At 34.8% G+C, this 19,758-nt stretch carries 12 protein-coding genes; 4 read left to right on the top strand and 8 right to left on the bottom strand.

The window, feature by feature from the left end:
- Window positions 1–4: 4 nt before the first annotated feature.
- Window positions 5–2,614 (bottom strand): ATP-dependent chaperone ClpB, encoded by a 2,610-nt coding sequence (gene clpB / locus ACUSJC_RS09275; RefSeq protein ID WP_449269293.1) that lies wholly within the window; start codon window positions 2,612–2,614, stop codon window positions 5–7.
- Between the two features lie 157 nt (window positions 2,615–2,771).
- Here clpB and ytxJ point away from each other — a divergent pair, with 157 nt between their 5' ends.
- A complete protein-coding gene (gene ytxJ / locus ACUSJC_RS09280; protein ID WP_449269294.1) occupies window positions 2,772–3,158 on the top strand; it encodes a bacillithiol system redox-active protein YtxJ in 387 nt (128 codons plus the stop codon).
- A gap of 48 nt (window positions 3,159–3,206) precedes the next feature.
- Here ytxJ and ACUSJC_RS09285 read toward each other — a convergent pair whose 3' ends face one another.
- From ACUSJC_RS09285 to glyA, 7 genes are all read right to left on the bottom strand, one after another.
- Window positions 3,207–4,931: an N-acetylmuramoyl-L-alanine amidase gene (locus tag ACUSJC_RS09285; protein ID WP_449269295.1), complete on the bottom strand. Its 1,725-nt coding sequence runs from the start codon at window positions 4,929–4,931 to the stop codon at window positions 3,207–3,209.
- Between the two features lie 6 nt (window positions 4,932–4,937).
- Window positions 4,938–5,726 (bottom strand): hypothetical protein, encoded by a 789-nt coding sequence (locus ACUSJC_RS09290; protein WP_449269296.1) that lies wholly within the window; start codon window positions 5,724–5,726, stop codon window positions 4,938–4,940.
- Window positions 5,727–5,939: 213 nt separating this feature from the next.
- The gene (locus tag ACUSJC_RS09295; protein ID WP_449269297.1) at window positions 5,940–7,007 is read right to left on the bottom strand and encodes an agmatine deiminase family protein; all 1,068 of its coding nucleotides are present in this window, start codon (window positions 7,005–7,007) and stop codon (window positions 5,940–5,942) included.
- Between the two features lie 84 nt (window positions 7,008–7,091).
- Window positions 7,092–7,970, bottom strand: coding sequence for a carbon-nitrogen hydrolase (locus ACUSJC_RS09300; RefSeq protein WP_449269298.1), 879 nt, complete (start codon window positions 7,968–7,970; stop codon window positions 7,092–7,094).
- Between the two features lie 63 nt (window positions 7,971–8,033).
- Window positions 8,034–9,221 (bottom strand): hypothetical protein, encoded by a 1,188-nt coding sequence (locus ACUSJC_RS09305; protein WP_449269299.1) that lies wholly within the window; start codon window positions 9,219–9,221, stop codon window positions 8,034–8,036.
- A 289-nt stretch (window positions 9,222–9,510) separates the two neighbouring features.
- Complete coding sequence (locus ACUSJC_RS09310) at window positions 9,511–12,654, bottom strand: T9SS type A sorting domain-containing protein (RefSeq protein WP_449269300.1); 3,144 nt, start codon at window positions 12,652–12,654, stop codon at window positions 9,511–9,513.
- A 392-nt stretch (window positions 12,655–13,046) separates the two neighbouring features.
- Complete coding sequence (gene glyA / locus ACUSJC_RS09315; RefSeq protein ID WP_449269301.1) at window positions 13,047–14,321, bottom strand: serine hydroxymethyltransferase; 1,275 nt, start codon at window positions 14,319–14,321, stop codon at window positions 13,047–13,049.
- 111 nt (window positions 14,322–14,432) lie between these two features.
- On the opposite strand from glyA, the gene fahA reads away from it, so the two are divergent.
- The 3 genes from fahA (at window position 14,433) to ACUSJC_RS09330 (ending at window position 19,716) form a co-directional block, all read left to right on the top strand.
- A complete protein-coding gene (gene fahA / locus ACUSJC_RS09320; protein ID WP_449269302.1) occupies window positions 14,433–15,719 on the top strand; it encodes a fumarylacetoacetase in 1,287 nt (428 codons plus the stop codon).
- Window positions 15,720–15,929: 210 nt separating this feature from the next.
- On the top strand, window positions 15,930–18,764 hold the full coding sequence (gene uvrA / locus ACUSJC_RS09325; protein ID WP_449269303.1) for an excinuclease ABC subunit UvrA: 2,835 nt from the start codon (window positions 15,930–15,932) through the stop codon (window positions 18,762–18,764).
- 226 nt (window positions 18,765–18,990) lie between these two features.
- A complete protein-coding gene (locus ACUSJC_RS09330; RefSeq protein ID WP_449269304.1) occupies window positions 18,991–19,716 on the top strand; it encodes an LOG family protein in 726 nt (241 codons plus the stop codon).
- Window positions 19,717–19,758 lie beyond the last annotated feature (42 nt).

Raw genomic sequence — 19,758 nt, forward strand, 5'->3', positions numbered from 1 at the left:
ATATTTATATTTCTTGTTCTTCTAATTTATGATTTCTAAAGACCAATTGTCCGTCAAAACTATCCAGTAAAATAACACTATCCGTAGTTACTTTTCCGGAAAGTATTTCTTTAGAAAGTTCGTTTAACACTTCTCTTTGAATCACTCTTTTTACCGGACGCGCACCAAATTCAGCATCATAACCTTTGTTGGCTAAATATTGAACCGCTTCCGGTGTAGCATCAAGTGTAATGTGTTGCTGTGCTAGCATCTTAGTCAATCCTTTCAACTGTAAGCCAACAATCTGTTTGATGTTGTCTTGCGTTAAAGGCGTAAACATGATGATTTCGTCGATACGGTTTAAAAATTCAGGACGAACTGTTTGTTTCAACAAGCCCAAAACTTCAACTTTAGCACTTTCAGATGCTGCTTCCACACTTCCCTTCAAGTTTTCAAATTTCTCTTGAATAATATGGCTTCCCATGTTTGAAGTCATAATAATAATCGTGTTTTTGAAATCAGCCAAACGCCCTTTGTTGTCTGTCAAACGCCCTTCGTCTAAAACTTGTAACAAGATATTGAATGTATCCGGATGCGCTTTTTCGATTTCGTCCAAAAGAACTACAGAATACGGTTTTCTACGAACAGCTTCTGTCAATTGACCACCTTCATCATACCCCACATATCCCGGAGGCGCACCTACTAATCGGCTTACGCTATGACGTTCTTGATATTCGCTCATGTCAATACGAGTAATCGCATTTTCGTCATCAAATAAATATTCTGCCAATGCTTTAGCCAATTCGGTTTTACCCACACCGGTTGTTCCTAAGAATAAGAAAGAACCAATAGGTTTTTTAGCATCTTGCAATCCGGCTCTGCTTCGTCTTACAGCATCACTAATCGCTTGAATCGCTTCTTCTTGTCCAACAACGCGTCGGTGTAATTCATCTTCTAAATGAAGTAATTTTTCACGCTCGCTTTGCAGCATTTTGGTTACCGGAATCCCTGTCCATTTGGCTACAACTTCCGCAATATCATCGCTCGTAACTTCTTCTTTAATTAGCGTATGTCCGTCTTGGCTATCTTGCAATTCTTTTTGGTACGCCGCTAATTGTTCTTCTGTTTCTTTGATTTTAGCATAACGAATTTCAGCTACTTTACCATAATCGCCTTCGCGTTCCGCTCTTTCTGCTTCTAATTTATAATCTTCAATTTGCTGTTTCGCATTTTGAATATTGTCAACCACTTGTTTTTCCGATTGCCATCTGGCGAAAATTTCATTGCGTTCTTCTTTTAAATTGGCCAATTCCAATCCTAAAGATTTCAATTTCAATTCGTCATTCTCCCGTTTAATCGCTTCTATTTCGATCTCTAACTGCATTATTTTTCGATCCAAAACATCTAATTCTTCCGGTTTTGAATTGATTTCCATACGCAATTTTGAAGCCGCTTCGTCCATTAAGTCAATGGCTTTATCCGGAAGAAAGCGATTGGTAATATAACGTTGCGAAAGTTCTACCGCAGCAATAATAGCATCGTCTTTGATACGAACTTTGTGATGGGTTTCATATTTTTCTTTAATACCACGCAAAATAGAAATAGCACTTTCCGTATCAGGTTCGTCCACCATTACTTTTTGAAAACGACGCTCTAAAGCTTTGTCTTTTTCGAAATATTTTTGGTATTCATCCAATGTGGTTGCCCCAATAGCTCTAAGTTCACCTCTTGCTAAAGCCGGTTTTAAGATATTAGCTGCATCCATAGCGCCTTCGCCACCTCCGGCACCAACCAACGTGTGAATTTCGTCAATAAACAAAACCACTTCGCCGTTACCTGAAGTCACTTCTTTTACCACCGATTTTAAACGTTCTTCAAACTCACCTTTGTATTTTGCACCGGCAATAAGCGCTCCCATGTCTAGAGAATAAATGATTTTATCTTTCAAATTCTCAGGAACGTCTCCAGCTACAATACGATGAGCTAAACCTTCCGCAATTGCGGTTTTACCCACACCCGGTTCTCCAATTAACATCGGGTTGTTTTTGGTTCTACGGGTTAAAATTTGCAATACTCTACGAATTTCTTCATCACGACCAATAACGGGATCTAACTTTCCGGTTTCGGCTAAATCGTTGAGGTTTTTAGCATATTTGTTTAATGAATTATAAGTGTCTTCCGCAGAAGCAGAAGTTACTCTTTCTCCTTTTCTCAATTCAGCAATGGCTGATTCTAACCCTTTTTCCGTTACTCCTTGATCTTTTAAAATTTGAGCAACTTTACTTCTCGATTTGAAAATTGCTAATAACAAATGTTCGATAGAAACATATTCATCGTTCATTTTTTTAGCAATAGTATTGGCTTCATTTAAAGCCGTTCCAGCCTCGCGTGATAACATAAGATCACCACCCGAAACTTTTGGAAAACTCTCTAATGTACTGTCCAGAACTTTTTTGAAAAGCTCTATATTAACATTTAATTTCTTTAAAAGAAATGGCGTAACATTTTCATCAACTTCCAGAATTCCTTTAACAATGTGTTCGTTTTCTATTTGTTGATGTCCGAAGCTTTGTGCAATTTGTTGTGCTTGCTGTATTGCTTCTTGTGACTTGATGGTTAAATTTTTTAAATTCATAATTAATAATATCCTTTGTGCGTTGTTTAAGCTATTTTAATAACTTTGTTGGTATACTAACAATTTGTATTCCAATACTAATTTAGTGAAAAAATGGCGCTTTTTGAGCGATTTTTAAGATAAAAACAAGACAAAATGTCTTAACATAATAAAAAATATGGGATTTTTTGACAATTTTTTTGACAAAAAGACAGATGAAGGAGAACAACCTGGAGTGTTTTGGAGTTATTTAGAAGAGGTTTCTTTAGACGAAATAGAAAAAGAATCGTATAAAAAACCAGTTATTTTGTTTAAACACAGTACAAGATGCAGCATTAGCCGATTTGTTTGGAATCGTTTCCAACAAGATTATGATATTCCGAATGAAAAAGCGGCTTTATACTTTTTAGATTTATTAGCGTATCGTTCAGTTTCTAATGAGGTTGCTGAGAAATTTGGTGTCATTCATCAATCGCCACAAGTTATAGTGATTAAAGACGGAAAGGCTATTTATGATGCTTCTCATGATGAAATCGATGTTGAAAAATTAAAATTTCAATTATAAATGTATAAAAAAAGTCCCTGACTTAATGGTCAAGGACTTTTCAAATAATTATTGTTTGATAATCTGTTTAATAAATTCTTTATTTTCAAAGGATATCCTTATCCAATAATTAGCTGATTGAAGATTTGAAATATCAATCATACGTTCCTCGTTTAGTTTTCCTTGTTTAACAATTCTTCCATTAGTATCCATGATGCTATATTCCATAGGAAGACTGTTTTCTACATCCATCTGAATATTGACAATTCCATTTGTAGGATTAGGATATAAGGTTATTGAGGTCACTTCTACCCCTGTTGCATTTTTAGAATCAGCAATTTTAGCCGAAGAACAGTTGGTTGCAGTAACTGATCGCGTACCGTTTGAATTATTAGTAGAACCTATGCTATTTTTTGCTTTTACATAATAGGTGTAAGTAGAACCGGCATTGATCAAATACGTATTAAGAAAAGAGGTTCCGGTAACATCTGATGCATATAAATTTCCGTTTCTGTAAATGTCATAAGATGTTGCATTGGCTGAAGATGTCCATGATAAATTAATAGCACTACTGCCTCCGCTACATGTAGCAGTTGCTGTTAATGTAAAGGCTCCCGGAGAACAAGCCACAGCTGTCACCGATTGTGTTCCGTTTGAATTGTTAATCGTTCCTAAGCTGTTTTTTGCTTTCACATAATACGTATAAGTAGAACCGGCACTAATCAAATACGTATTAAGGAAAGAGGTTCCGGTAATATCTGAAGCATATAAACTTCCGTTTCTGTAAATGTCATAAGAAGTGGCGTTTGTAGAAGATGTCCACGATAAATTAATAGCACTTGCTGTTCCGTCACATACTGATGTCGCTGTCAAGGTAAAAGAACCCGGAGTTGAGCAATTAGGAGCTGTAGCAGAAAGTGTTCCGTTTGAATTATTGGTTGAACCACTACTATTTTTGGCTTTCACATAGTAAGTATAGCTTGTTCCTGCTGTAACACTTGTATTTATAAAAGAAGTTCCTGTGACATTGGTATACAAACTTCCATTTCTGTAAATATCATAAGATGTTGCATTTGCTGCCGCTGTCCAAGACAAACTAATACGAGTTGAAGTTCCACTGCATTGAGGCGTTGCTGTTAATGAAAAAGAACCCGGTGCTGAAGATGAAGTACATGTCAAATTAAGATTAGTTTGTAGTGAACTAAAATAAGATGCTGCAAATGTATCTCTCCATGTTGAACTGGTTAATTTGGTGGCATCAGAAGAATCTACAAAACCTATTTCATTAAGACAACCTGTTGCTGAAGAATAACGTAAAACACCTAAATGATACGATAAATAACTATTATCTTCCACACAACGTCTATTGCTCCATTGTCCATTTGAAGCCATATCTGTCTGAATCTTATTTGCAAAATTGATGTCCGGTGTTGTATTTGTATCATCTTGTGTACAATAGAACGTTTCTGTTCCGCTTCCGCCTCCGGCATTACAATGGATGCTTAACAAACGATCTGCATTCCAATTATTAGACATTTGCGCTCGCTGGGTAACAGATATCCAACTATTCAAATTTGTAGTTCGTGTCATGTACACTGTCCAATTACAACTGCCTTGAATAAGATTTCGAGTTCTGAGTCCAACCTCTAGAGCTGTTTCTATCTCAGTTGCCGTTCTTCCGTCCGGATTATCACTTGTCGTTGCACCATAACCGTGTCCGGGATCTAATACTATAATCTGAGCCTGAATACTTAGGCTAAACAGAATAACGAATATAAAATATAGTTTTTTCATGAGAGATTACATTTTAAGATTAGCAATATAAACAGCACCCGATTTATCTTCAGTAAAAATAATAGTCTGATTATCAATAAAACTAGGAAACATTTCAAATAAAACCTCTGTGCTTGTTAATTTCTTAGAAGTTCCTTTTTCAATATCAAACCAGTACAATTCTGAATTAGAGACATTATGTCCGTCTTCACTTTCGTCTAAAAATCCAATGATGTATTTTCCGTCTTTTGACCAAGAAGTTGCTAATCCTGTTCCTATTCTCTTTCCTTCTCCTTTTCCTATAATGTCATAAATATAAATATCGGCTCCTTTATGAACAGCGACTTTAGATCCGTCAGGTGAAAGTAATGCATTATAATATTGTCCTTCTTCTGAAGTTACTACCCAAGACTTTTTGGCAACCAAATCTCTGGCTTCAATTTTTAGTGTTGTCAAATTGGTATAAACGACAATATGATTTGTTTCATCTTTCGACTTTCCGTGATATGAACTAATTGTGTTCACTTCTAATTCCGGTACAGCTACTGTCTTTCTTGAGGAAATACTATAACTAAAGGCTTTGGCATTTGTAAAATAATCTTTTTCTTCTTTTTGTCTAAAATAAACTGTGTCACTGTTTTGATCCCAAGAGTAGCCATAACCACTTCCCTCTTTATCTGTTATCTGAATAACCTTGTTTGTATTCAGATCCAGTATGTAAACTCCTTTTAAATGATGTCCTGATAACAGTACATGTTGTCCGTCGGGAGAAGCTAGTGGATTAGTATAAAATCCTTCTACTTCAATTTGTCTCATTTTTTCCAGCTTTTGGGAAAAACCGGTAAAATTCAAGAGAACCAGTAAAAATAATAGTAAAACTTTTTTCATAATGTTTATTTTATAGGTTTGTTATTACAAAAATAAAATAATTTATGAATTATCAAATAAATAATACATTATGTGAAGTTTAAAAAAAGAAAACGCCTAAATAAAATTTAGGCGCTTCTTAAAAAATAAATGAATGTCTTTTTATATGATTTCAGGCTCTTGTTGACTTAAACAGTGGAAACTTCCCAATCCCCAAATAATATCTGTAGAATCAATGCCAACCACTTTTCGGGTTTTGAAACAATCTTGTAAAATGTCTAAAGCTTTTACGTCGTTTGCATCATCTCTAAACGTAGGAACAATTACTTTTTCGTTTGAAATGTAAAAATTAGCGTAAGACGCCGGTAAAATTTGATCTTCGTAAATAACCGGTTTAGGCATAGGAAGTTCAACTATATTCAATTGTTTTCCGTTTTCTAAACGCATTTTCTTTAGTAGATCTAGATTTTCTTGAAGAATGGCATGATTTTCATCGGCTTTATTTTCTTCAATAACGGTTACCACAGTATCCTCATTTACAAAGCGCGTGATGTCATCGATATGACCGTCTGTATCGTCACCGATAATTCCATCATTTACCCATAAAATATGGTCAACACCATAGTAATCTACTAAATATTGTTCGATTTGAGATTGATTCAAATGCGGATTTCTGTTTTCGTTCAACAAACAAGCTCTTGAAGTTAATAACGTTCCTTTTCCGTTGAATTCTACGCTTCCGCCTTCCATGACAATTCCCGGATGAAATACTTGTAAGCCTAACTTTTCGCCAATGCGTGTTGGAATAACATCGTCTAAATCAAATGGTGGATATTTTCCTCCCCATGCGTTATATCCCCAATCTACAATTGCTTTTTCTTTTGAATGGTGGTTCAATAAGAAAGCCGGACCGTGATCGCGGCACCAAGCATCATTAGTGGGATGAAAGTAAAACGTAATTTGATTCAACAGTTCAGTTAAATTGGCTACTTTTTGAGCATAGGTACACGATTGTATTTGTTGTAAAGCAAAGTTTTTCAGCGCTTCATTGGCAACGTTAATACATACTTTTTGATGATCTGCTACTTGTAAAATAAATTCGCAATACGAATTGTAAATGGTATGTAGTTTCCCCGGCCAAGATTCTTCTTTATGTGGCCATGAAAGCCAAAGTGCTCGTTGTGGAGCAAATTCAGCCGGAAAATAAAATCCTAATTCTTTTGGAGTCATAATCTTGAAAAGTGTGACAATTATTGGTAAAAAAAGAAAGCGAAATCCCTAAAAGAGATTTCGCTTTATATGAATCATTAGCGATTACTCTTCAGCGTCAATAAAACGTTTGGTAATCGGTTGGTAACTATCAATTCTTCTGTCTCGTAAAAACGGCCAGTGCATACGGAAATAATCGGATTCTTTTAAATCTAAATCTACAACGGTAGTCTCTTCATTTTCGTGAGAAGCCAAATACAATAAACGACCTTGGCCATTAGTAGCAAAACTTCCTCCCCAAAACTTCATAGCGCCATCTTGCTCAAAACCTACTCGGTTTACGCTTACCACCGGAACACCATTAGCTACTGCGTGCGAACGTTGAATGGTTTGCCAAGCGTTGTATTGATCTCTATTGGTTTCTTCATCTTGAGATGTTGCCCAACCAATAGCGGTTGGATAAAATAAAATTTCAGCGCCCATTAAAGCTGTGATTCTGGATGCTTCAGGATACCATTGGTCCCAACAAATTAAAACTCCGATTTTAGCAAATTTGGTTTGGAAAACTTTGTATCCTAAATCGCCCGGAGTAAAATAGAATTTTTCATAAAATGCCGGATCATCCGGAATATGCATTTTACGGTATTTTCCCAGATATGTTCCATCAGCATCAATAACCGCTGTAGTATTGTGATATAAACCTTCTGCTCTTTTTTCAAATAATGAAGCAATAATTACTACGCCTAATTCTTTGGCCAACTCACTCATGGTTTCTGTTGTAGGTCCGGGAATAGCTTCGGCTAATTGAAAGTTGTCATAGTCTTCTACATCACAAAAATAAAGTGAGGTAAAAAGTTCTTGTAAACATACTATTTGAGCTCCTTTAGCTGCTGCGTTTCTAATTTCTTTTTTTGCTTTTTCAACATTGGTTGCCACGTCTTTTGAACAAGTCATTTGAACCAACCCTACTTTTACATTTTTCATTAGTTTCTTTTTTGCAAAATTACTGAATTTGGAAAAATATCTAAAATTTATTTCCTATTGTACTTAACGTCTGAACTTATTGTTGGTAATAATGGTTTTTAGCTTGGCTTTCATATCTTCTCCTGTGTCATACACCATTTGCTCATTGGTAGGGAACTGAACTGCTCTTCTATCAAAATAAGTGTAGTAACTTTCTTCACAAGCACGTTTGTCTCCATTATAATTCGCATAAATGTATTCGAAAATGAATTCGCTACTTAATGGAAAAGAGTCGATAAGCTGTTTGCTTCGATTGTCAACATAATCTACAATTCCGGTGATCTGACATGCTTTGTATTGGGTAAACTCATAAATACTAATGGAAATAGATTTCATATTGTCTACTTTAATAGCATTGCCTAAGCTGTCTTTTACGACATTTCCGTTACTGTCTAAAAGTGTTTTTGTTCCGTCTTTAATTTGTTTTTCTTTGATGAATTGTTTTTCACGAACTTGTTCCGGTGAAATATTGATTTGTCTGAAATTTAGTATCATTCCAAAATCATAAACAACATTTTTTTGTTTGTTATTATGATAAACTGTCCATTTGTCGTTAAGTCCGTATGTTCCAAAATTCAATAAGTCTTCTTGTAATTTAGCCGGAATCACCATGTTGGTTTCATTTTTTGTGGAAACATATACAAAATCAGTTCCTTTGTATTGTGCTTCATCCATCAAGGCTCTGACATCTCTGAAATTAGGATTCAATTGATCTAAATACGTTAAATCATCATACGCTTCTCTATAATCCAGTTTATTATTGGTAACCATCAATTTACGAGCATTATCGTATAGATAACCTGAAAGCGCTTCTTTACTTTGGATCATTTCGCTATTATAACTTTTCATCGGAAAAATAGCATCTCTTCCTTTATTTAAAAGAGGCAATGGCAATAAAGGTTTTATTCGCTCTTGACGGTTGTGTAATTGCATGTATAAACTATAAATTTTCTCGTAGTTAAAAGCTTTGTTTTCAGCTTTTAATAAGGCAATTTGTTCCTCATCTCTTTGTTTAGCTTTAGCAAAAGCTTCCTCTAGCAAATAAACATAATCTTGCTTACTTTTTGCTGTTTTATTATTATTTAAGTTTTTCACCGCTACATCGATAGCCGCATCATAATTACCGCTATTTAAATACGATTCTGTTTTTTTAACACCACTACAAGCTAACAATGTTAAGTAGCATAATAAGACTAGAGTAATTTTTTTCATAAATAAACTATTTTGACAAAGATATATTTTTTGAAATTAATTCTTTATACTAAGTTTTGAATGTATTGTAAAGTTATACAACATCAACATTCAAAGACCATGTATATACTGTAAAGAATAATTTTTTCAAATAGCATTTCAATAACTGTGCTATTTTTTTACAACTCTTAAAAAAAGTTAACAAACCATTGATTGTCAGTTCCTTTTTTTAATTATATATAATGAATATAAAAAAATGCCTCTAAAACTATATTTCAGAGGCATTTTAAAAAGCAAATTTATTTTAATATTACTTAATTACTTTTTTCGTTACAATATTATCATTTTCTAATTGTATTTGAACTAAGTATATTCCTTGAGCAAACTGAAAATCTCCTTTAAATTCTTTATAGGTATTCTCTATTCTAAATTGGGTAATCTGTTTTCCTGTAATGTCAAATACAACAATATCTTTAATATTTTGGTTCGACTTAACTTCTATAGAATTATTTTTAATAAAAGTAAAAGTGTTAAAATTGCTTTCTGCTATCTCATTACTCAATGCTGAATTATCAGTATAACGCAATACGAAACGGTCATTAAACACTCCTTCTGAACTACTAAAAGAGTAAGGTGAGTTTTTCAAGTTATGTATAACATTAATCGTTTTGTCTTCCAAGAATATGTCTTGTCTCTCATCAAAAACACCAACAGCATTGTTGATTGCTATTTTATAAATTCCGTTTGCAGGAGTTGTTATTCCTAATGGAACTTCATCTGTATTGTTAAAAGGTGCTGGTCTTCCTTGAATAATCAAAGGAGTATTCGTATTCTCAAATGAATAAATTGAAAGATCACTAGGCTCTGCTAGCAGTGTATCAAATAAACGATCTTTTGACAAAGTTGCTCCTTCTAAATAACCGATTGCCGTAGTAGCATCAGTTGAATTAGTTTCATCAATTAAACTTAACCAAACTACCGATTTCTCTACACTTTCTTGTTGAGTCGAGCGGTAAAACTGGCTATTATCATAGGCTGTTTTTCCTGATTTATATCGGAATAAGTTTCTAAAAATTACTGTTCCTGAATTTGACAATCCTTGTACAAAGAAACCTTGTCCTGAAGCTATATAACCATCAAAACCTGCAGGGATTGAAGCCGTTCCATTGAATAGCAAATAATCACCAGAACTATAGTTATAAGCAAAATCTTGATAAAAAGGATTCGAATTACTACTTTTAATAGGAGAGCCATGAGTCCATAACCTAACTGTTCCTTCAATATCTTTATTCGCTTCCAAAAATGCTTTAGCATCTATAGGGGAAGGATAAGGATTTCCTAATAAGTTCCAATTGTTTATATCCGGATTACTACTTGTTACACCAGAAATAGTCACATCATAAGCTCCATTATGAGGCACTCCTGAAAAATTCACCGTAAAATTATTAGCATTTGATACTCTTGATATATATCCTTTTGCTGTATTCATGTTACCTGATGCTGATACCCAATTTCCATAAGTTCCATTTGAATTGACAACATTAGGACTCCATTGATACATAAATGTAGAATAAGAAGAAAGATTAGTTAAATTGAAATTCTCAACAGGTGAAGACCAATATACATAATCATGAGCATGTAAATTCTTAACATTTCTCTTATACGTAATATTTCCGACATTATTTATACTCTCATTGATTTGAACCAAACTTCCACTATCATATATTGTAAAACTCCCAGCTGACAAACCTGAAGCAGCCGGTGTAACTTTTAATGAATTCTGAAGAATCATTGTATCTCCGGAATCAATAACTACATTTACTCCATTATTAACTGTACAATCACAACCTTGAATTTCTGTTCCTGTCAAATGGATTGAAGAATCATAATCAGCCGTGAAAATAAGATTACTTGTTGAAGTAGGAACATGATCCCATGAAGTACCATTCCATACTGCCGGAGTTCCTCCTGGCTTAAGAATTGCAGAAGTTGCTACTATTGCCCCGTAATCATTATAAATTTCTACTTTATATGTAGCAAAATCAGAGGATTGTATAGGCCCCGGAATAGTATATGTATTATTAGTAGCTCCCGGAATATCATAGTTATTTTTCTTCCATTGGTAATAAACTGGTGCTGATCCAATTCCATCTGTACTTGCTGCAACAGAAAATGTAACACTATTATTATATGGTAATGAACAGATATTAACTGAATTAGGAGCGGTAATAATAGTAGGTGCTTTGATATCAAATGAAGCCGTATTGTAAGCTATAAAAGCAATATCTGCACCACCTCCGGCTACCATATCAAATGATTGTACTGAAGAAAAATTTGAAGCATCAATTCCGAAATCAGAAAATCTAAGACCTATCATTCTGATGTCTCTTGTCCCGGCACTAATAGAACTCACTCCATTAGGTGTGGCTGTCCCAATATCTACATTATTCGGAAATTTAAATAAGTCCATTCTGTAACGACCTATAGCACTAAAACTTGACATTGTGATCCTTACAGGATGCCCCACTATGTTTCCATACTCGTCTGAAAAATGGTAAATATCTGTTCCGCTAGGATCTGCTATTTGTGTAAGTAGGACATCTGGAATATTATCTGTAAAAAATGCATTTCCTGCACCTGCCTGAACATCACTACTATCAAAACTTATTGCAGATTGAGTATTAAAATTAGTAACTCCTGTACCTAAATCTAAACCGTTTATACCATCCACTAAAACATCATAGCACGTCAATCCTTGTATTTCAACTGAGTTAGGATCTGCAGCTGCACTTTGAGCTGTACCATCTATTAAATCAGCCATTGTCAATAGTAAAGAACTATGGGTTTTTCCAGAAACTCCTTTTGTTGAAAATGCTCTGTAATACTGAGAATTGAATGTTACACTATTAGTTACTAATTTCTCATCATCTACACCAGTCGAATAAACCGTTCCATTGTATTGAAAAGCCAAAAGATTATGTCTGGTATTGGGTTGGTTAGCAGCAGCAGAACTTGCACTAGCAGAAGACCAAAATCCATTATAGTCTGTATAGATCCTATCTACTTTAACATTACTTGAGTTATTTTTTACTACGGGATTAATATACTGAATCAATTGAGAGCTAGTAACCGCTACTCCTGAAACTGTTACTGTAACAGCTCCATTTACCGTTCCGTTAATAACTAGTACAATTTCAGTTGCCGATTTAGAAGTTACAGTGTAAGTGGATGATCCGGAAGTACTTCCTCCAATTGAAGAAACAACCGTGCTTGAATTATTTGTAAATCCTGATCCTGTTATAGTCACCGTTGTACCGGCTGTAACTTTTGTTGGGTTTATGTTAGTAATAATAGGCGTTGCACTGGCTACTAACGAAAATAAAAGTAAAAAAAGAATAGGTAAGCTATTGAATATTTTACAAAAAAAGATACTTAATGCATTATTTTCTTTCATTTTTTAGTGGTTTTTAGCATTTATATATTAAAAAATTCAACAAAATTGAACTTTTTAAAATCCAGTGCAAGATTAATATATTTTCATTTCATAGTCATAAAATAAATTATTGTTTATATCGTATTATTTTGCATTTTATCGATTTTAACATAAATAAAATAAGTAAAAAGCTACTTTTATTTAAAAATATTAACATTAGTAAAAAAACACAGTTCATTTTCACCTTTTTACAGTTTTTTTATTTAGATGGTCAGGACAACTAAAGATTAAAAATTTGAATGATCTTATCATAAAAAAAGCAGTAGTGAATTTTTTCACTACTGCTTTTCTAGCTCTATCTATTAATTATTTCTCCTTCCTTTATTTAGAAGAAACTTTAATCAGTGTAAAAGTTAAAAAACGAACATTGCTCTCTCTCCCATCAAATCATTAACTTCTTCTGCTACTTGTTCTAAAACAGCTTCATCAGTATAATTCATCAATACTTTGTCTATTAAAGCAACAATTGTTTCCATATCATCTTCCACTAAACCTCTGGTTGTGATGGCAGGAGTTCCCACTCTAATCCCTGAAGTTACAAATGGAGACTTATCATCGAAAGGAACCATATTTTTATTTACTGTAATTTCAGCTTTTACCAAAGCATTTTCCGCTTCTTTACCTGTGATATTTTTATTGCGTAAATCAATTAACATCATGTGGTTATCTGTTCCTCCGGAAATGATATTGTATCCTCTTTTTACAAAAGCTTCTGCCATAGCCTTTGCATTTTTTTGTACTTGTAAAGCATAACGGAAAAACTCGTCTGTTAAAGCTTCGCCGAAAGCTACTGCTTTAGCCGCAATAATATGCATTAAAGGACCTCCTTGATTCCCTGGAAAAACAGCCATATCTAACAAATTAGACATCATTTTTACTTCTCCTTTCGCCGTTGTATATCCCCAAGGATTTTCAAAATCTTTGCCCATCATAATCATTCCTCCGCGTGGTCCACGTAATGTTTTATGTGTAGTTGTTGTTATAATATGACAATGAGGAATTGGATCACTTAATAACCCTTTAGCAATTAATCCTGCAGGATGTGAAATGTCTGCCATTAAAATAGCTCCAACACTATCCGCAATTGTTCTGAAACGTTCAAAATTCATATCACGAGAATAAGCCGAAGCTCCTGCAATAATTAATTTAGGTTGTTCTTTAGTAGCAATTTCTTGGATTTTATCATAATTCAACATACCTGTTTCCTGATCTACACCATAAAAAACCGGTTGGTATAATTTACCCGAAAAGTTTACAGGTGAACCATGTGTTAAATGTCCACCATGGGACAAATCGAAACCTAAAATTTTATCGCCCGGTTGTAAACATGCTGCAAAAACAGCTGTATTTGCTTGCGATCCTGAGTGAGGCTGTACATTTACATATTCAGCTCCAAACAAAGCTTTTGCTCTATCAATAGCAATTTGTTCAACAATATCCACTACTTCACATCCACCATAATAACGTCTTCCCGGATATCCTTCAGCATATTTATTAGTTAAACAAGAACCTGCTGCTTCCATTACTTGGTCACTCACAAAGTTTTCAGAAGCAATTAACTCAATTCCGTGAATTTGTCTATCTTGTTCGTCAAGAATCAGATCAAAAATTTGTTCGTCGCGTTGCATTTTTTTAGTAATTCGTTAAAATTTACGCAAAATTACGAAAAAGGTTTGGTAAATACATCGTAAACTTTATATTTGATTCTCGATTTATCAACAACAAACTAACAGTATACCATGCCAAATATAGCAAATGACCCTAAAAGAAAATCTTGGATCGAAGTTCTAAAAGGTAGCGACTTTCCAATTCAAAATATCCCTTTTGGTGTTTTTATTACCAAAAATGATGATATTACAATAGGAACACGCATTGGTAATACAGCAATTGATATGGGGGCACTTCAACGTCTGAATTATTTTGAAGGCATTGATCTAACTGACGATATGTTTATGCAAGATACCTTGAATGATTTTATTTCTGATGGTAAAAAAACATGGCGTCTAGTTCGCAACCGTTTAGCTGAATTATTTGATGCAACCAATCCTAAACTAAGAGACAACCAAGAACATAGAGAAATCATATTATTTGATGTTTCTGAAATTGAAATGCTTTTACCGGTACAAATTGGAGATTATACCGATTTTTACAGCAGCAAAGAACACGCTACTAACGTAGGTAAAATGTTCCGAGATCCGGAAAATGCTTTATTACCGAACTGGCTTCACATTCCGGTAGGATATCACGGTAGAAGTTCTACAATTATACCTAGCGGTGTTCCGGTAAAAAGACCTAATGGACAAACATTACCTCCGGGAGAAACACAACCTGTTTTTGGCCCTTCAAAATTTGTAGATTTTGAATTAGAAACTGCTTTTATCACTACGGATGCTAATTTAATGGGCGAACCCATTCCTGTGAATGAAGCTGAAGAGTACATTTTCGGAATGGTTTTGTTTAATGACTGGAGTGCACGCGATATGCAAAAATGGGAATATGTTCCTCTTGGACCATTTTTAGCCAAAAACTTTGCTTCATCAATGTCTCCATGGATCGTAACTATGGACGCTTTAGAACCTTTTAGAGTTAAAGGTCCCGAACAAAACCCTACTCCACTTCCTTACTTACAACAAGAAGGGAACCATGCTTTTGATATCAATCTAGAGGTTTTAATTCAACCTGAAAATTCAGAAGAAACTACTGTGAGCCAATCGAATTTTAAATACATGTACTGGTCAATGGCTCAACAATTAGCTCATCACACAGTTAATGGATGCCGAATAAATTCAGGAGATTTAATGGGAAGCGGAACTATTTCCGGGCCTGAAGAAAATAGCTTTGGTTCTATGTTAGAATTAACTTGGGGCGGAAAAAATCCATTAAAAATGAAAGATGGAACCGAGCGAAAATCAATTAATGATAATGATACGGTAATTTTAAGAGGGTATTGCGAAAACGAAAACGTACGAATCGGTTTTGGTGAATGTTCTTCTAAACTTTTACCCGCAATAGATTTGAATTTCTAATTTTTTTAAAAAGTATAAAAGGCTGTTTTTTTGAAAAACAGCCTTTTTTATTTCTTCACTTCGTCACTATTTCCGTTTTGTATTTAAATAATTAGAATCATTATCGTAAAAGAAGAAGAAATACATTCATTTAATTATTAACAATATTCACTACTAATACGTTGGCTTTTCTTCTTATAAACTTGTATCTTTGCGTTTTGCCAAAAAAACATGAACAACACAGACGAAACTATCGAAATTATTGGCGCTCGTGCTCATAATTTAAAAAATATTGACGTAATCATTCCCCGAGAAAAACTAGTAGTTATTACCGGTCTTTCGGGTTCGGGAAAATCTTCTTTAGCTTTTGACACTATTTATGCCGAAGGTCAACGTCGGTACATTGAAACCTTCTCGGCTTATGCCCGACAATTCTTAGGTGGATTGGAACGTCCTGATGTGGATAAGATTGATGGTTTATCGCCGGTTATCGCTATCGAACAAAAAACGACTAGCAAAAGTCCGCGTTCAACTGTTGGAACGATTACAGAAATTTACGATTTTTTACGCTTGTTGTATGCACGCGCCGGAGATGCTTTTAGTTACAACACCGGCGAAAAAATGGTTTCGTATTCTGATGAACAAATCAAGGAACTGATTACCGAAACTTTTAATGGCAAAAAAATTAATATTCTATCGCCTGTTATTCGTTCGAGAAAAGGACATTATCGCGAACTGTTTGAGCAAATTGCCAAACAAGGTTTTGTAAAAGTTCGTATTGATGGCGAAATTCGAGATTTAGAATTCGGCATGAAAGTGGATCGTTATAAAACTCATGATATTGAAATCGTAATTGATCGTATTGCTGTGAAAACAGACGAAGACACCGATAAACGCTTAACCGAAAGCATCAAAACAGCCATGTATCACGGCGAAAATATTTTGATGGTTTTAGAACAAGAAAGCGGCGAAGTACGTTATTTCAGTCGAAATTTAATGTGTCCATCATCCGGAATTTCTTATCCTAATCCGGAACCCAATAACTTTTCATTCAACTCCCCAAAAGGGGCTTGCGAATGTTGCAACGGTTTAGGAACGATTAACGAAATTAACTTGAATAAGATTGTTCCCAACCCAAAATTATCGATTAAAAGCGGTGGTTTTGCACCTTTGGGTGACTTTAAAAATTCCTGGATTTTCAAACAATTGGAAATCATAGCGCAAAAGTTTGATTTTAAACTATCAGATCCTATTGAAAGCATTCCGCAAGAAGCCATGAACATGATTTTATATGGTGGAAATGAGAAATTTTCAGTAGTTTCTAAAGTCATGGGCATTACCAAAGATTATAAAATTGATTTTGAAGGGATTTCAAACTTCATTAAAAACCAATACGAACAATCGGAAACGCAAAGCATCAAACGTTGGGCAAAAGAATTCATGGATGAAATTGATTGTCCGGAATGTCACGGTATGCGTTTGAGAAAAGAAGCTTTGTACTTTAAAATTCATGACAAAAATATAGGCGAATTGGTTCAAATGGATATCGTTGAACTTTCGGAATGGTTTAAAGATTTACCGAAAAACTTAACCGAAAAGCAACAAGCCATTGCTACTGAAATTTTAAAAGAAATTACTACTCGTTTGCAATTTTTACTGGATGTAGGCTTGAATTATTTATCGTTAAACCGAAGTTCAAAATCGCTTTCGGGTGGCGAAGCACAACGTATTCGTTTGGCTACGCAAATTGGTTCGCAACTAGTTGGTGTATTGTATATTTTAGACGAACCCAGTATTGGTTTACACCAAAGAGACAACGAACGATTGATTAAATCCTTAGAAAGTCTGCGCGACATCGGGAATTCGGTTATTGTGGTGGAACACGACAAAGATATGATTGAACGTGCTGACCATGTAATTGACATTGGACCGAAAGCCGGACGCTATGGCGGAAAAATCATCAGTCAAGGAACACCGAAAGAATTATTAAACGAAAACACCATTACGGCTCAATTTATGAGCGGTAAAATGAAAATAGAAATTCCTGAAAAGCGCAGGGAAGGCAACGGAAAAACACTGAAACTTTATGGTGCAACCGGAAATAATCTTAAAAATGTTACGGTTGAGTTTCCATTAGGAAAATTAATTTGTGTCACCGGAGTTTCAGGAAGCGGAAAATCGACCTTGATTAACGAAACGCTCTACCCTATTTTAAATGCTCACTTTTTTAATGCCGTTAAAAAACCGCAACCTTTTGAAAAAATTGAAGGTTTAGAACACATTGATAAAGTAATTGATATTGACCAAAGTCCGATTGGAAGAACCCCGCGAAGCAATCCTGCGACGTATACGGATGTTTTTTCGGAAATAAGAAGTTTGTTTACGCAAACACCGGAAGCCCAAATCAGAGGTTATAAACCGGGACGTTTTAGCTTTAACGTAAAAGGCGGACGTTGCGAAACCTGTGAAGGATCGGGAGTGCGAACCATTGAAATGAGCTTTTTGCCGGATGTTTATGTAGAATGTGAAACGTGTCAAGGAAAACGTTTTAACCGCGAAACTTTAGAAATTCGCTACAAAGGAAAATCCATTTCGGATGTCTTAGCCATGACGATTGATGAAGCGGTTGAGTTCTTTGAAAACATCCCGAAAATTTACCGAAAAGTAAAAACCATTCAGGATGTAGGTTTGGGTTATATCACGCTTGGACAACAAAGTACCACACTATCGGGTGGTGAAGCGCAACGGGTAAAACTAGCTACTGAACTTTCTAAAAAAGATACCGGAAATACGTTTTATATTTTAGATGAACCTACTACTGGTTTACATTTTGAAGACATTCGTGTGTTGATGAATGTGATTCAGAAATTAGTTGACAAAGGCAATACGGTTTTAATTATTGAACACAACTTAGATGTGGTAAAAATAGCCGATTATATCATAGATATTGGTTATGAAGGCGGTAAAGGCGGTGGTCAGGTTGTAGGATTAGGAACGCCGGAAGAAATCATTAAAAACAAGGAAAGCTACACGGCTAAGTTTTTGAAAAAAGAAATGGAAGCCTAATTCTAATCCATTGGGGTTTTGTTGAATACACTTTAAAATGAAGTATAGCCGTGGGTGAAGCAGCATCTTTATGCTTGCATAAAATATAGCGAAAGACACGACTATTATTGTTTTGAAAAAATAGACTGGTGCTTCTTAAAATAGAAATAATAGCGAAGTTTCCTCTCAATTCAAGAAAAAAAAGTATCTTAGCGGGCTTGTTTAATTTTAAAAAGACGTAAAGATTATGGCATTAGAGCAATACGAAAACGACGATCACAGAATACAGGAAAAATTTAAACAAAAAACTTGGAACGAAATTCGTACGAACGATTCATGGGCGATTTTTAAAATCATGTCTGAATTTGTAAACGGTTATGAATCGATGGGAAGAATTGGTCCGTGTGTTTCTATCTTTGGATCGGCGAGAACCAAACCTGAAGACAAATATTATCTTTTAGCAGAGAAAATTGCCTATAAAATTAGTAAAGCGGGTTATGGTGTGATTACCGGCGGTGGTCCCGGAATTATGGAAGCCGGAAATAAAGGGGCACATTATGGCGGCGGAACTTCGGTAGGTTTAAATATTGAATTGCCGTTTGAGCAACATTTCAACCCATATATTGACCGTGACAAGAACTTGCAGTTTGATTATTTCTTTGTGCGCAAAGTAATGTTTGTAAAATATTCGCAAGGTTTTGTGGTGATGCCAGGTGGCTTTGGAACTTTAGACGAATTGTTTGAAGCAATTACGTTGATTCAAACGAAAAAGATTGCTAAATTTCCGATTATTTTGGTTGGAACCGAATTTTGGTCAGGTTTAATGGACTGGGTTAAGATGGTTTTATTAGAAAAATTCCACAATGTTAGCCCAGATGATTTGAATTTATTCAAAATTGTAGATAACGAAGACGAAGTGTTAGAAGCTTTAGACAACTTCTACAAGAAATATAATTTGTCTCCGAATTTCTAGATATAAAAAAACGCTCCGATATCGGAGCGTTTTTTTATGCTT

Source organism: Flavobacterium sp. U410, from assembly GCF_053570605.1.

Excerpts from the sequence above, each read along its gene's own strand:
- clpB (WP_449269293.1), bottom strand. The coding sequence starts at position 2,614 with ATGAATTTAAAAAATTTAACCATCAAGTCACAAGAAGCAATACAGCAA.
- ytxJ (WP_449269294.1), top strand. The coding sequence starts at position 2,772 with ATGGGATTTTTTGACAATTTTTTTGACAAAAAGACAGATGAAGGAGAA.
- fahA (WP_449269302.1), top strand. The coding sequence starts at position 14,433 with ATGCCAAATATAGCAAATGACCCTAAAAGAAAATCTTGGATCGAAGTT.
- uvrA (WP_449269303.1), top strand. The coding sequence starts at position 15,930 with ATGAACAACACAGACGAAACTATCGAAATTATTGGCGCTCGTGCTCAT.
- glyA (WP_449269301.1), bottom strand. The coding sequence starts at position 14,321 with ATGCAACGCGACGAACAAATTTTTGATCTGATTCTTGACGAACAAGAT.
- ACUSJC_RS09305 (WP_449269299.1), bottom strand. The coding sequence starts at position 9,221 with ATGAAAAAAATTACTCTAGTCTTATTATGCTACTTAACATTGTTAGCT.
- ACUSJC_RS09300 (WP_449269298.1), bottom strand. The coding sequence starts at position 7,970 with ATGAAAAATGTAAAAGTAGGGTTGGTTCAAATGACTTGTTCAAAAGAC.
- ACUSJC_RS09290 (WP_449269296.1), bottom strand. The coding sequence starts at position 5,726 with ATGAGACAAATTGAAGTAGAAGGATTTTATACTAATCCACTAGCTTCT.
- ACUSJC_RS09330 (WP_449269304.1), top strand. The coding sequence starts at position 18,991 with ATGGCATTAGAGCAATACGAAAACGACGATCACAGAATACAGGAAAAA.
- ACUSJC_RS09295 (WP_449269297.1), bottom strand. The coding sequence starts at position 7,007 with ATGACTCCAAAAGAATTAGGATTTTATTTTCCGGCTGAATTTGCTCCA.
- ACUSJC_RS09310 (WP_449269300.1), bottom strand. The coding sequence starts at position 12,654 with ATGAAAGAAAATAATGCATTAAGTATCTTTTTTTGTAAAATATTCAAT.
- ACUSJC_RS09285 (WP_449269295.1), bottom strand. The coding sequence starts at position 4,931 with ATGAAAAAACTATATTTTATATTCGTTATTCTGTTTAGCCTAAGTATT.